11 protein-coding genes and 1 pseudogene are annotated in these 13,506 nt (G+C 54.8%); 3 read left to right on the forward strand and 9 right to left on the reverse strand.

Annotated features, from left to right (window positions below; all coding sequences use genetic code 11):
- Positions 1-660 precede the first annotated feature (660 nt).
- Positions 661-1,428 (forward strand): DODA-type extradiol aromatic ring-opening family dioxygenase, encoded by a 768-nt coding sequence (locus ACVX3G_RS13515; protein WP_014195545.1) that lies wholly within the window; start codon positions 661-663, stop codon positions 1,426-1,428.
- Between the two features lie 62 nt (positions 1,429-1,490).
- On the opposite strand, the gene ACVX3G_RS13520 is transcribed toward ACVX3G_RS13515, so the two are convergent.
- Entirely contained in the window at positions 1,491-2,657 is a 1,167-nt protein-coding gene (locus ACVX3G_RS13520) for a HEAT repeat domain-containing protein (RefSeq protein ID WP_031205493.1), read from the reverse strand.
- 275 nt (positions 2,658-2,932) lie between these two features.
- Between ACVX3G_RS13520 and ACVX3G_RS13525 the strand changes: the two genes are divergently transcribed.
- Entirely contained in the window at positions 2,933-3,370 is a 438-nt protein-coding gene (locus ACVX3G_RS13525; RefSeq protein WP_021321283.1) for a hypothetical protein, read from the forward strand.
- A 53-nt stretch (positions 3,371-3,423) separates the two neighbouring features.
- On the opposite strand, the gene ACVX3G_RS13530 is transcribed toward ACVX3G_RS13525, so the two are convergent.
- From ACVX3G_RS13530 to ACVX3G_RS13545, 4 genes are all read right to left on the reverse strand, one after another.
- The gene (locus ACVX3G_RS13530) at positions 3,424-4,329 is read right to left on the reverse strand and encodes a pseudouridine-5'-phosphate glycosidase (protein ID WP_021321284.1); all 906 of its coding nucleotides are present in this window, start codon (positions 4,327-4,329) and stop codon (positions 3,424-3,426) included.
- 1 nt (position 4,330) lies between these two features.
- Positions 4,331-4,900 carry a carbohydrate kinase family protein gene (locus ACVX3G_RS13535; protein ID WP_223812616.1) on the reverse strand — a complete coding sequence of 190 codons (570 nt, stop codon included), beginning with the start codon at positions 4,898-4,900 and terminating at the stop codon, positions 4,331-4,333.
- Between the two features lie 89 nt (positions 4,901-4,989).
- Complete coding sequence (locus ACVX3G_RS13540; protein WP_021321286.1) at positions 4,990-5,391, reverse strand: PfkB family carbohydrate kinase; 402 nt, start codon at positions 5,389-5,391, stop codon at positions 4,990-4,992.
- Positions 5,392-5,581: 190 nt separating this feature from the next.
- Positions 5,582-6,802: a YeeE/YedE family protein gene (locus ACVX3G_RS13545; RefSeq protein ID WP_011230868.1), complete on the reverse strand. Its 1,221-nt coding sequence runs from the start codon at positions 6,800-6,802 to the stop codon at positions 5,582-5,584.
- A gap of 147 nt (positions 6,803-6,949) precedes the next feature.
- On the opposite strand from ACVX3G_RS13545, the gene mscL reads away from it, so the two are divergent.
- Positions 6,950-7,345: a large conductance mechanosensitive channel protein MscL gene (gene mscL / locus ACVX3G_RS13550; protein WP_011230867.1), complete on the forward strand. Its 396-nt coding sequence runs from the start codon at positions 6,950-6,952 to the stop codon at positions 7,343-7,345.
- A 130-nt stretch (positions 7,346-7,475) separates the two neighbouring features.
- On the opposite strand, the gene ACVX3G_RS13555 is transcribed toward mscL, so the two are convergent.
- From ACVX3G_RS13555 to ACVX3G_RS13570, 4 genes and pseudogenes are all read right to left on the reverse strand, one after another.
- Positions 7,476-8,804, reverse strand: a complete 1,329-nt coding sequence (locus tag ACVX3G_RS13555) for a YjiH family protein (protein WP_014195538.1) — start codon at positions 8,802-8,804, stop codon at positions 7,476-7,478.
- A 105-nt stretch (positions 8,805-8,909) separates the two neighbouring features.
- Complete coding sequence (hutI, locus tag ACVX3G_RS13560) at positions 8,910-10,184, reverse strand: imidazolonepropionase (protein WP_014195537.1); 1,275 nt, start codon at positions 10,182-10,184, stop codon at positions 8,910-8,912.
- A gap of 15 nt (positions 10,185-10,199) precedes the next feature.
- Positions 10,200-11,856, reverse strand: a pseudogene (gene hutU / locus ACVX3G_RS13565) (urocanate hydratase).
- Between the two features lie 168 nt (positions 11,857-12,024).
- Complete coding sequence (locus ACVX3G_RS13570; protein ID WP_014195534.1) at positions 12,025-13,506, reverse strand: helix-turn-helix domain-containing protein; 1,482 nt, start codon at positions 13,504-13,506, stop codon at positions 12,025-12,027.

Below are 13,506 nucleotides of genomic sequence, written 5' to 3' on the forward strand. Positions count from 1 at the left end.
CTGGTTTTTTGAGGAAAAACATCGAAACGAGACCGCTCCTTGCCTTTGGCGCTGTGCAACCGATCAAACGCGCGGCCAGTTTGAGAATATGTTCATTGTTTGGTTGCCAGTGAACTGGGGGCAGGCTCTAGTCATGTTTGTTGATGCATACCGTTTATGGCGTGTCAGACGGGTATATTATAACTGATTTTTTGCTGTTTTAAAAGGTTAAATGGACAAGGAAAAGTTTTGCAAGTGCATAGAATGGCAAAGGATGCTTATGCTACACTAAGGGTAAGGGGATTGGCAAGGGAAGCGGCCCATACACCGTTTTTCGTCGAATCGTCTAGAAAGGCCGACGAGGAATGAAAAAGGCGGCTCATCCCCATTATTTTTTTCAATTAGGGAAGCCTTGTCAGATCTGTCCCCCTTTCTGATGAACTGCCACCGGTTCAAGCAAAAAACAAATTTTTCACCAGCTCTCTAGGAGGTTGGTGATTTACTTGCGCAACCGCTTCTGGAAATCGGTTCTCAAGTAGAAAAAACTTGTTGCATCAGCCTCTATGTTCGCGCGTTCAATCATCGATCAAGTCAAACAGTGGTTTTTCACCAACCTTCTAGAGGCGGCATCAGGCCGCAAAGTGTTGATCTGTCAATATGACTCAAGGGAGGAATGGAACGATGAACCCCCCTGCCCTGTTTCTCGCCCACGGTTCGCCGATGTTGGCGATCGAAGACAATGCGTATACGGCGTTTTTGAAAAAGCTTGGGGAAGGAATTCGCCCGCAGGCGGTCGTCATCTTTACAGCGCATTGGATGACGCGCCAACCGACGGTTTCGGCGGTTGAGGGGACGTATGACATGATTTATGATTTTTCCGGGTTTCCGCGCGAGCTGTATGAAGTGGTTTATCCGGCGCGCGGGTCGGTCGAGTGGGCGGAGCGCGTGCGCGAGCGTCTCGCTGGTGTGGCGGAAGTGGCCGTTGATTCCACGCGCGGGCTGGATCACGGTTCTTGGGTGTTGTTGCACCGCCTATTTCCCAACGCTGACATCCCGATTGTGCAAGCGTCGGTCGTGCCGTGGTGGACGCCGAAGCAATTGTTCCAGCTTGGTGAGGCGCTGCGTCCATTGCGTGACGAAGGATTGATGGTCATCGGCAGCGGCGGGACGGTGCACAATTTGATGGCGCTCCGTTGGGAAGGGCATGCGGAGGCAGAAAGCTGGGCGGCCGCTTTTGATGACTGGCTGTTGCGCGAGTCAGCCGCCCGCAGTGAGGATGTATTCCATTATGAAGAAAAAGCACCTTACGCCAAGCAGGCCGTACCGACCCCCGAACACCTCGCGCCGTATTGGATCGCTTACGGCGCAGGCGATCGCGACCAAGCGCCGCGCGTGTTGTTCCGAGAATATCAATATGGAAGCTTAAGCCTCATGGCTGTGTCTTTTTAAAAGGCCCGCCTCCGACGCCACCGCGTGGGGACGGGCCGTTTCTTTGAGACAAAGCAGCGTTCTCATTTGCCACAGCACTTTTTATACTTTTTCCCGCTGCCGCACGGACATGGGTCGTTACGGCCGATTTTTCGCTCTTTTCGGCGGTATGGGATGTTGGTCGGCCGCGGAGGTGTTTGCAGCACGGCTTGAAAATGGCGATACCGCTGCTCGGCAATGGCTTTCCACGTTTCCAGCTTCGGGTGATCGATCTCTAGAATCGTATAATAGGCGTACGCGTTCTGTTCGACATCAATCATCCAAGAACGCCCTCGTTTTTCCGCTCTTTTTACATACTGCTCTACTTCTGGGAGCGCCTCTTTATCCAGCTGATGGCAAAGCGCCTCAAAGCAAAATGCTTGGAGGTCATCATCGCGCTGTTTGGAAAAGACTTCTCGCAATACACGCACGGCCTGTTTAGATTTGATGTTGGCGAGCACATGAATAGCGGACAGCGCCGTGTCTTCCTGAAACGCATATGGGCGCACCGCTTCGATCGTTTCTTCACGTTGGAACATCGATAAGGTGGAAACGGCTTGATCAACAAGCACATCACCGTCTTGTTGTTCCAACAGTCGGGCGAGGCGGGGAATATATTCAGCGGCGCCGACGAGCGAGACCGCATACACCGCCAAAATGCCGTCATACGAAAACCAAGGCTGTTGCTCGTTTTTCATCCATGTCAGACCGATATCTTCCTTCGTCATCCATCCGCGTTCAACGAGAATGCGCACGGCTTGCTTGGCTACTAAAAACCAATCGTGATTGTGAAACTCTTCCTCGTGCAAATGCGAAAGCACTGAAAAATAGTGTTCCCATACGTCATCTTCCGTTCCTTCTAAAGCAAGGCGGACAGCTCGCTGCCAAGACCGCGGGAAGTGAGGGAGCAGCTGTTCTCCGTATTTTTCGAGCTGGGCGGCTGGAAACGGGAAAAACCAACGGATGTACTTCGCTGCATCTTTCATGCTCAACAACTGCTCAAGCGCTCGGTCGGTCAACGGCTGTTTGGAGATGCCGTGCAAAATCATCCTCCGTGTTTCTTCGTTGTCCGCCGTTACAGCCTCATCCACCAAACGCTCCACAAGCGCGGCTGGAATATCCGGATACTCTTCGATTGCGTCAAACGCAAACTGGCGGAGGACAGGATGGTCGCTAAACAAATGCGGCTCGATTGTTTGAATAAAGGACATGATCACACCTTCTTTTTTCTGAAATTTCACCCCCGTCGCTGACAGAATATCGACATTCAACCTCCTCGCGACGGGCTTGCGGGTTCTTCCTTCATACATGGAACACAAGCAGCGGCCGATGCGATGGAAATGGGCAGCCAAAGGAGCTCTTGGTCATTTCAAACATCACAGCATCTCCTCCTCTATCATAGACAAAATCCGCTTGATTTGAAACCGTTTTTCCTTCTCGCAAACTCGCTTGTTTGATATACTAGAAGTGGAAGGAGGTGAAGAGGGTGGAAGAAAAAACGATATTGGCGCAAATTTTGCAAGTGCTTGACTTGTACGCGTCCGATATGCGCAAGCAGTTCGAAGCGCTCCATGAGAAATTCGACTCGCTTCAACGCCAAGTCCAAGCGTTGAGCGAACAAACGAACACGATGAACAAACGCATCGAAGACATGGACAAGCGCATCGAAGACATGGACAAGCGCATGGAAGGAATGAATGGACGTGTGGAAGGAATGGACGGACGCATCGAGGAGATGGATGGACGGTTTGAGCGGCAGATCGCCCAGTTGGAGCGCACCGTGAATGAACGGTTCGAACGGCTCGAAGCGAAACTCGGCCACATCCGCGTCGAACTAGTTGAAACACAAGAAACGGTCGACTTCCACTCCGTCAAAATCGCCCAGCACGATCGAAAAATCCGCCATTTGCTTCACGCTCGATAAATCCTCCACTGCCATCATGCCCCCGCCCTGATGGAAGGGCGGGGGCGTTCGCATCAAGAAAGCTCTCGGGCAAGGTCGGCCGCCAAGGCGGCGTTGTTTTTCACTAAGGCGATGTTTGCTTGCAAGCTTTTGCCTCCGGTTAACGTTTTCACACGGTCAAGCAAAAACGGGGTGACCGATTTTCCGGTGATGTGCTGCTTTTCTGCTTCCTTGAGCGCTTGTTCGATGATGGCGGTGATATACGACTCCTCGAGCTCCTCTTCTTTTGGGACGGGATTGGCGATCACAACACCGCCGTTTAACCCAAGCTTCCATTTCGTTTCGAGGAACTGGGCGATCTCTTTGGCGCTGTCGAGGCGATAGTCGACGCGAAACGGGCTCGTCCGCGAATAGAACGCCGGCAGGACGTCCGTCTGATAGCCGATGACCGGAACGCCGTGCGTCTCGAGGTATTCAAGCGTCAAGCCTAAATCCAAAATTGATTTCGCCCCGGCGCAGACGACCGCGACATTTGTGCGCGCCAGTTCCTGCAAGTCAGCCGAGATGTCCATCGTCTGTTCGGCGCCGCGGTGCACGCCGCCGATGCCGCCGGTCGCAAATACGCGGATGCCCGCCATCTCAGCGCAAATCATCGTCCCCGCCACGGTCGTCGCCCCGTGTTTCTTCATGGCGACGACATACGGCAAGTCGCGGCGGCTCACTTTTTCTACATCGTGGCTTGTCCCGAGCTGTTCAAGTTCCCCTTCTGTCAATCCAATTTTAATTTTTCCATTAAAAATCGCGATCGTCGCCGGCACGGCGCCGCGGTCGCGGATGATCCGCTCGACGTCTTTCGCCGTCTGCACGTTTTCCGGATACGGCATGCCATGCGAGATGATCGTTGATTCTAAAGCGACAATCGGCTTTTTTTCGGCCTTCGCTTGAGCGACTTCTTCGGAAAAGACGAGAAAATCATTCATATCACTTCGTTCCCCCTTCGCAAAAATACCGCGCATAGGCGGCTTGCAACAGGTGTTCATTCAAAGCGGGATGCACCGTTTCGGCCGTTTGCAGCGTAAGCGCCGCGCTGCTCATCCCAAAGCGGCAGGCGTCTTCCACCGTATGTCCGCCTAAGACGCCGTACAAAAATCCAGCCGCAAAGGCGTCGCCCGCTCCGGTGGCGTCGGTGACCTCAACCTTCGGCGCCGCAATCGCTCCTGTTTCCCCTTGCTTGGTGGCGTACGCGACGCCCTCAGCCCCGCGCGTGATGATGACATTTTCCACTCCCAAACGAAAAAGCGATTCGATCGCATCATCAAGGCGGCGTTTCCCCGCAAGCGCCATGGCCTCCGCCTGATTCGTGACAAGCCAAGTGACACCGGAAAGAACCGTCGGCAACCGCTTCACTTTGGGCACGGACACAGTCACGACGCAAAGCGGAAGGCGGTCTTGGCGGCACTGCTCGATCACCCATGAGATGACATCAGGCGGAAAATTCGTATCGAGCACGACAGTGGAAATCGGACCGAATTTCAACCATCGCTGCTTCATCCACTCGTTTCCCACTGTATCTTGAACGCTCTCCCATTTACACCTTCTGTTTTGTTAAGGCAAGAGGAAGAGCGATGACAAATACCGATTCATCCCCCACTTACGCTCACACGTGGAAGTGGGGGTCTTCTCGGTTCAGGATGATAAATGGCCATACCCGCCAAGGCGAGAACCATCTCGCCGCGTTCATCGAGCACCGCTGTATACGTCCCGGTGTTCGCTTTTGGCGTTCGCACGATGAAGCTCGTATTGACATATCGGCTCGTCACGTCAATGAGCCACTGTCCATCGTGATCATCGCCAACGGCGCTGACGAGCGAAACAGGTTGAGCAAGCCGCCCTAAGTTTTCCGCCACGTTTCTCGCCACCCCGCCCGCGGTTTGCGTCGTGGTGACGGGATGGGACGTGCCAAGCTGAAACGGCACAAGCAACCGCGCTTTCCGATCGACATTCGCCCCGCCGATGCAGACGATCGAGGCCGCTTTCCCCATGCCTTTCCCCCTCTCTTCCAATGATCGCAGCCGCGCGATCCCGCCTCTTTCCAAACGGAGAAAACGATTTCAAAAAAGCGGACAGCTACACGCTTCGAAGCCTCACCACCCATTGTACCACATACCGCCTGGCAAGAACGGCATAAAGAAGGCACCCCGTCAAAACGACGGGATGCCAACTTTCGGACACTTAGTTTTTGTACGCGCAATACGGACGCAGTTTGACGCCGATCAGGCTGCCGAGGAAAGCAAAGACAAACCACGCCCAGCCGTGGGCGCTGAATGACGCAATGCCGCCGAAATACGCGCCGATATTGCAGCCGAACGCCAGCCGGGCGCCGTATCCCATCATCAGGCCGCCGATCAGCGCACCGATCGTCATGCGCGTCGGACGCTTCCACTGAATCGGTTTTGTATAGCGGCCCGCAAGCGCTGCCGCCAATAAGGCGCCGACCATCAAGCTGATGTCCATCACGGTCGTTGTATCGTAGTAGAGTGGATTCGCGAGCGCCTGCCGTTTCGCTTCATCTTGCCAGTACGCCCAAGCAGTCGGATCGACGCCAAACAGCTGCACGAACTTCGCCCCCCAAAGGGCGAAGGCGGACGTAATGCCCCACGGCTTACCGCTAATCATCAGCACAAGCGCGTTCGTTACAGCCAAGAGCAACGCCCCGACCAGAAGCGACCATGGCCCTTTGTAAATCGCTTTCCAGCCATGACGGTTCTCAAGCGATGTAGCAACGAGTTGGCCATAGCGCCGTTTTTCCGCCACGGTCACCACATAGTAGACCGCTGCCAACAAAACCAACTGAAGCAAAAACCCTCCCAAGGCGCCGAACTCGCCAATGAACGAGAACGGCTTCCATTGCGGCATCTTCGCCCACACGTCAAAGTGGGTCGTCGCAATGACTGAGCCAGCGATGAACCCGATGAGCGTCACGATGCCGTTTGCATCGCCTCCGCCGATATGGTACAACGTCCCGGACGCGCAGCCGTCGCCAAGCTGCATGCCGATGCCAAACAGGAAGGCGCCGACGATGACTGATACCCCCACGCCAAATACATACCCTGACACCGGGTGCCCGAGCGCCGAACCTTTCACGAGCAACGGCAAAAACAACGCGCTGGCCACAGCCATCATGATCATCTGTGCCCGAATGCCTTCCCCTTGGCGGTACAAAATGAATTTCCGCCAGGCCGAAGTAAAACCGAAATGGGCCTGATAAAGCACAAAACCGCCGAACGCTCCCAACAAATATAACAGCGCTTGTTGCCAGGACACACGGCTGTATAAGAACAATGCTCCACCGATTAACACGAAGCAGGAGACTGCAATGATCCATGCCGTCGGATTTTTCGGGGCGTTCGCCGCCTGTTTCGCGCGAACGTCTTGTTGCGCAGTCATTTCCATGGTGCATATCCCCCTTTTCTTTCCCCATTGTTAATATACTCTATAATAATATAAAACAGATTGATTTTCTATGATTTAGATATAAAAATTTCACGTATGAACTTATGGTATAATGTAGAGGATCACATTTCGAGAAAGGAGATTCACATGTGGAACGAATTTAAAAAATTCGCCATCCGCGGCAATGTCATCGATTTAGCCGTTGGGGTGATCATCGGCGGGGCGTTTGGCAAAATCGTTTCCTCGCTCGTCAATGACATCATCATGCCGCTTGTCGGGCTGATTCTAGGCGGCATCAATTTCAGCGATTTGTCTTGGAAAGTCGGCAAAGCGGAAGTGAAATATGGGGCGTTTATCCAAACAGTCGTCGATTTTTTGATCATCGCGTTTTCGATTTTCCTGTTTGTGAAATTGATCAACACGCTGTATGAACGGGTGAAAAAGCAGGAAGAGGTGAAGGAAACCGCACCGACGCTGACGAAAGAGGAGGAGCTATTGACAGAAATTCGCGATTTGTTAAAGCAGCAACGGGAAACGACGTGAAAGCCTGTCTGGAAGATGGACAGGCTTTCATGGCGCTGAAACTTCTCAGTCGGGTTGATGGAATGGCGGCGAACCTGAAAATCGCAGCCGCCCCATCGATGTCCGTTTTCATCGAAGCGCCGCACTCCCGTCAAAGCAGCCAATATGCAAGCGGCGCGGTGAGGATGAGCGTTAAGACGGTGCGTTCAAACCAAATGACAAGAAGCCGCGGCAAGCTGAGCGGGATTTCCGTAGACAAAATGCATGGAATGACAGCGGAAAAGAATAGGATCGCTGATACGGATACAACAGCAATAATGAATTTCGTGACAAGCGGTGCTTCGGTGACAAGCAAGGCCGGCAAAAACATTTCTGCGATTTCGATGGCCGAAGCTTTCGCGGCCAACAGCGGTTCAGGGATTTGCAACAGAAGGGTGAATGGATAGAACAGGTAACCCAACCAGTCAAACACCGGCGTATATTCAGCGAGCAACAGCCCGATCAGTCCGACTGACATAATGGACGGCAAAATGCCCATCGTCATGATGAAGCCATCTCGCAAGTTCTCCCATATGTTTGTCCCAATCCCTTTTGACTGCTCTACCGCCCTCATCGCTTCAGCCCAAGCTTGTTTCATATAGTTGCCCGTTACTTTTTGCTCGGGATCCCCCTTGCCGTCGTAGTATTCATCGCTCATGCGGCTTAGCGGCCAAATCCGAGCGGTGAACGCTGTAACGGCAAACGTGACAAGAAATGTCACCCAAAAATACGTATTCCAGATTGGCATGAGCCCCAATGTTTTCGCCACAACGACCATAAATGTCACGGATACAGTGGAAAAGCCGGTGGCGATGATCGCCGCTTCTTTCACGGTATATTTGCCTTCTTTGAACACTTTATTAGTGATCAATAACCCAATGGAGTAGCTGCCGACAAAGGAAGCGACGGCGTCAATCGCCGAGCGGCCCGGCGTTTTCCAAATCGGCCGCATGACGGGTTGCATCCACACACCGACAAATTCAAGCAGCCCGTAACCAACAAGAAGAGCGAGAAAAACCGAGCCAATCGGCACAAGGAGACCGACGGAAATGACGAGTTTGTCATACAAAAACGGCCCCATATTCGGTTGAAACAGCCACGACGGACCGATGTGAAACACAAGCATGACCGCCGTGATCAGTCCTAGAACTTTCAACAGTGAAAAAACGGTTGTCACAGCATCTTTGTTCCACGTTTTTTTGTAAAACGGATAAACGGCACCGAGAGCGATCACGATAAGAGCATAATAAGGAACAAGTGCCGAAAACTGGGTGCGGATCCATGTCACAATATGATCGAGCAAAATCGATGATGTGCCGCCAATTGACACCGGAACGAAAAACACGAAAATCCCGATGGCACTGTAAACGAAAAACTTCCATGCCCCGCTTGCCGGCGTTGGTGTCGGCACGGATGGCGCCATGTTTGTATCCGTTTTCATTTTCCTCCACCCCCATTTGTTCTTCTACAGGCTAAAGACGACAGCACGGCCGGAAGCATAACCGCTCCCGGTCGCTAAACACCTCGACGGAAGACCATTCCCCCTTCAGATGTACACCTTGCCGTCGTTCACCACCACCTTTCCACCTTTGATCACCGTCTCCGCATGGTTGACGCCGTAATAGTACATGATTTGCATATAATTCGGGACATTGAAAATGACCAAATCCGCCTTCTTCCCCGGCTCGAGGCTGCCGACGAGATGCGCGCGGCCGATGGCGTGGGCGGCATTGATCGTGGCGGCGGCCATCGCTTCAGCGGGAGTCATGCCCATATGCAGGCAGGCAAGGCTCATGACAAGCGGCAGCGAGACGGTCGGCGACGAACCGGGGTTGCAGTCGGTCGCCAAAGCGACGGGAACGCCGGCGTCGATCAAACGGCGGGCATCAGCGGCTTTTGTCATTAAGAAAAATGCCGTGCCCGGCAAGAGAACGCCGATCACGCCGCGCTCCGCCATGCGCCGAAGCCCTTCGTCCGACGCACGAAGCAGGTGGTCGGCGGATATCGCGCCGACTTCGGCTGCCAGTTCCGCCCCGCCATACGGCTCGATTTCATCGGCGTGGATTTTCGGCGTCAAGCCGTGCTCTTTGCCTGCTTCGAGGATGAGGCGCGCCTGGTCGGGGGTAAAGACGCCGCGCTCGCAAAAGACGTCGTTGAACTCGGCGAGCCCCCGCCGGCTCACTTCGGGAATCATCTCGTCGATGACAAGGCGGACGTATTCATCCGGATCGTGCTTCCACTCCGGCGGAACGGCATGAGCGCCAAGAAACGTGGAGACGATATCGACCGGGTGGGTGTCATCGAGACGCTTGGCGACTTCAAGCTGCTTGATTTCGTGCTCAAGGCTTAAACCATAGCCGCTTTTTGCTTCGACGGTCGTGACCCCATGAAGCAAAAACTGATCGAGCCGCCGCTTGCTTTCTTCATACAACATCTCTTCCGACGCCTCGCGCGTCGCTTTTGTCGTCGCATGAATGCCGCCGCCTGCGTTCATGATTTCCATGTACGTCGCCCCGCCGAGCCGCATCGTCCATTCGTGTTCGCGGCTGCCGGCGTAAACGAGATGAGTATGAGGATCGACAAGCCCAGGCGTCACCGTTTTGCCCTTAGCGTCAATGACTTCCGCTTCGGCGAGCCGATCGGCAAATTGGCGGGCCAGTTCATCGTCCGCACCAACCGCCACGATCGTGCCATGTTCGATCCAGACGCTGCCGTTTTCGATGATGTGAAGATCGCTCATCTTCTCCTTGACAAGCGGAGCCGCGGAGCTTCCCGCCAGCGTGACGAGCTGGCGGGCGCGGCGGACAAAGAGCGGTCGCATAGGCGGTTCCCCTTTCTATTTCAGCATCGGCATATCGATGCCTTTTTCTTTCGCTGTCCGAATGGCGAGCTCATACCCAGCGTCGGCGTGGCGGACCACACCAAGCCCCGGGTCGGTCGTCAACACGCGCTCCAGCCGTTTTTCCGCCTCTTTCGTGCCGTCGGCGACAATGACCATGCCGGCGTGAATGGAGTAGCCCATGCCGACGCCGCCGCCGTGGTGAACCGACACCCAGCTTGCGCCGCCGACCGCATTCAACAGCGCGTTTAAAATCGGCCAGTCGGCGATGGCGTCGCTTCCGTCTTTCATTCCTTCCGTCTCCCGGTTCGGCGAAGCAACGGAGCCCGAATCCAAATGATCGCGACCGATGACGATCGGCGCTTTCAGCTCGCCTTTGGCCACCATGTCGTTGATGATTTTCCCGAACTTCGCCCGCTCGCCGTAGCCGAGCCAACAAATGCGCGCCGGCAGCCCTTGGAACTTAATGCGTTTTTGCGCCATGCGAATCCAATGGCAAAGACGCTCATTGTCGCTGAATTCACGCAAAATGACTTCATCGGTTTTATAAATGTCTTCCGGGTCGCCGGATAATGCCACCCAGCGGAACGGCCCTTTTCCTTCGCAAAAGAGCGGACGGATGTAGGCCGGCACAAAACCCGGGAAGGAAAAGGCGTCGTCCACCCCTTCGTCTTTTGCCACTTGGCGGATGTTGTTGCCGTAATCAAACGTCACCGCCCCTTGCTTTTGCATCGCCAGCATCGCTCGAACATGCGCGGCGATCGACTGTTTTGCACGGGCGATGTACTGCTTCGGATCGCGCGCCCTGAGTTCGGCGGCCTCATCAAGCGTAAGGCCAGCCGGGATGTAGCCGTTTAACGGATCGTGGGCGGACGTTTGATCGGTCAAGACGTCCGGAACAAAGCCCATTTCGACGAGACGCGGCAACACTTCAGCCGCATTGCCGACAAGGCCGATCGACAGCGCTTTTTTTCTCTTCCTTCGCTTGTTTCGCCATCTCGAGCGCCGCGTCTAGGCTGTCGGTCATCGTATCCAAGTAATTCGTGTCAATGCGGCGCTGGATGCGGGCCGGATCGACTTCGATGGCGAGGCAGACGCCGCCGTTCATCGTCACGGCGAGCGGCTGCGCCCCGCCCATGCCGCCAAGGCCGGCGGTTAGCGTGATCGTCCCGGCCAGCGTGCCGCCAAAGTGCTGGCGCGCCACTTCGGCAAACGTTTCATACGTCCCTTGGACGATCCCTTGGCTGCCGATGTAAATCCAGCTCCCGGCCGTCATTTGTCCGTACATGATCAACCCTTTTTTGTCAAGTTCGTGGAAATGGTCCCACGTCGCCCATGCGGGCACGAGGTTGGAGTTGGCGATCAGCACGCGAGGGGCGTCCGGATGCGTGCGAAACACCGCCACCGGCTTGCCGGATTGAATGAGCAACGTTTCATCGTTTTCTAAACGAAGAAGGGTGTCCACAATCGCCTCGTAACATTCCCAGTTGCGCGCCGCCTTGCCGATGCCGCCGTAGACGATCAACTCATCCGGCCGCTCGGCGACATCGGGATGCAAATTGTTGTTCAGCATCCGCAGCGCCGCTTCTTGAATCCATCCTTTCGCCCGCCGCTCGGTGCCCGCAAACGGGCGTACGGTCCGTTTTTCTGCCATCGTCATCCTCTCCTTTTTCCTCTTTGCTTTTTATTGTAAGGAAGCCAAGAGGATGGAGATAGATTCTCGTCTTTTCAAGATGATCCATTTTTTTTGAAATTTCTTTTTTCTTTTCGCTTCATCTATCCATTTCTTTTGATATATGTTCATTTCTTTTGAAAAAACCGCCTACCGCGGTGATGACGGTTTCAGCCGTTGTTCATCGCGGTAGGCGGTCGGCGTCTGGTTCAGTTCGGCTTTAAAGACGCGCATCAAATAATGGGCGGTGCGAAACCCGGTTTGTTCGGCGATTTCTTTAATCGACAAATCCGTCTGCCGAAGCAGCCGTTTCGCTTCCTCAAGCCGCCGGTTGGTCAGCCACTGGCGAAACGTCACGCCGCGCTTTTTCGACAACAAATGGCTGAAATACGCGGGGCTGCGCCCGGCGGCGGCCGCGACCCGCTCAAGCGTGAGCGACGGATCGCGAAAATGCGCCTCCATATAGCGGAGGCCGCGCTCCACGGCGTCGACGCGCGCGTCTTCCTCGGCCTGCTTGGCCTCATGGAACAATCGATATAAAAATAAAATCAATTCTTGAACGATGCGATACAAGACGGGATTGTACAAAATGTCTTGAAAAATGCGCATATACTCCCGCTCGGTTCCGCCGCGGTCAAGGCCGTATGTTTTCATAAACCGGCGGATTTGCGCCAAGATGCTCGTCAGCCGCGTCCGCACCATCTCCGGGCTCGGAAACGGCGGCTTCCAATGGGAGAATTCGCGCCGCAGCCATCGCTTCACCCCTTCATGGTCGAACCGCTCGAGCATCTCGATCCATTGCCGCTGCTCCTCCGGCGTCAAAAACGGATCGAGCTCACGCCACTGTTCGTATTCCGAAGCGGGAGCGATCACTTGGCGATAGCCAATGAAAAACGTCGTCTCCAGCAACCGGCGGGCCGCTTGGTATTGCCCGCGCACCGTTTTCCGACCATCAGGCGGCATCACGACAACCGCGAGCGGCTCATGATGCTCCTCTTCCCAATCGCGCAACAGCTTCCACGCCTCTTCTTTCCCGTCGCCCGGCAAATCGGGAAGCAGGCAAACCGCCATATGGGTGAGCGGCAATACGCGCGCCCGTCCGCGAAACGGATAGCTCGTTAAAAAGCGGATCACTTCTCGAGACAAGGCAGGCTGTTCCGCCTGCACAAGCCATACATGGGTGGAAGCTGCGGCGGGGTCATCGTAAAATAATGCGCGGTAGTCGTCATGGCCGTCAAAACCCGCTGTCAGGCTCGAGCGGCTGTTGGAGGAAAGCGAAACCGCCGTCCTCAACGCTTGTTTCAGCTTGGCGGGCTCAAGCGGCTTCACAAGCAAATCGACGCATTGCCAGTCGATGGCTTGTTTCGCCCGCGCAAACGTCGCCTCGGCCGTTGCGGCAATCACGCGTTGGCAAAACAAGCGGACGTGGGATGTCGCCTTCGACCATCGTTCATACGGAATCATATCCAGTTCGACGTACAATAGCTCCGGCGCCTCCCGCTCAAGAAACGCCATCATCTCCTCGACCGTAGCCGCCGTATATACTTGCTCAATCGGCAAGGAATACGCGGAAACGAGCCAGCGGATCGCTTCTCGTTCCTTGTCGTCCCGTTCGGCAATGACCAATTTCAC

Source organism: Geobacillus sp. PLS 41 (assembly GCF_056494105.1).

What these genes read in the sequence shown, in the direction of transcription:
- hutI (WP_014195537.1), bottom strand. Translation starts at nt 10,184, where the DNA reads ATGCGACCGCTCTTTGTCCGCCGCGCCCGCCAGCTCGTCACGCTGGCG.
- ACVX3G_RS13540 (WP_021321286.1), bottom strand. Translation starts at nt 5,391, where the DNA reads ATGGGGAAAGCGGCCTCGATCGTCTGCATCGGCGGGGCGAATGTCGAT.
- ACVX3G_RS13515 (WP_014195545.1), top strand. Translation starts at nt 661, where the DNA reads ATGAACCCCCCTGCCCTGTTTCTCGCCCACGGTTCGCCGATGTTGGCG.
- ACVX3G_RS13555 (WP_014195538.1), bottom strand. Translation starts at nt 8,804, where the DNA reads ATGAAAACGGATACAAACATGGCGCCATCCGTGCCGACACCAACGCCG.
- mscL (WP_011230867.1), top strand. Translation starts at nt 6,950, where the DNA reads ATGTGGAACGAATTTAAAAAATTCGCCATCCGCGGCAATGTCATCGAT.
- ACVX3G_RS13545 (WP_011230868.1), bottom strand. Translation starts at nt 6,802, where the DNA reads ATGGAAATGACTGCGCAACAAGACGTTCGCGCGAAACAGGCGGCGAAC.
- ACVX3G_RS13530 (WP_021321284.1), bottom strand. Translation starts at nt 4,329, where the DNA reads ATGAATGATTTTCTCGTCTTTTCCGAAGAAGTCGCTCAAGCGAAGGCC.
- ACVX3G_RS13535 (WP_223812616.1), bottom strand. Translation starts at nt 4,900, where the DNA reads ATGAAGCAGCGATGGTTGAAATTCGGTCCGATTTCCACTGTCGTGCTC.
- ACVX3G_RS13520 (WP_031205493.1), bottom strand. Translation starts at nt 2,657, where the DNA reads ATGTCCTTTATTCAAACAATCGAGCCGCATTTGTTTAGCGACCATCCT.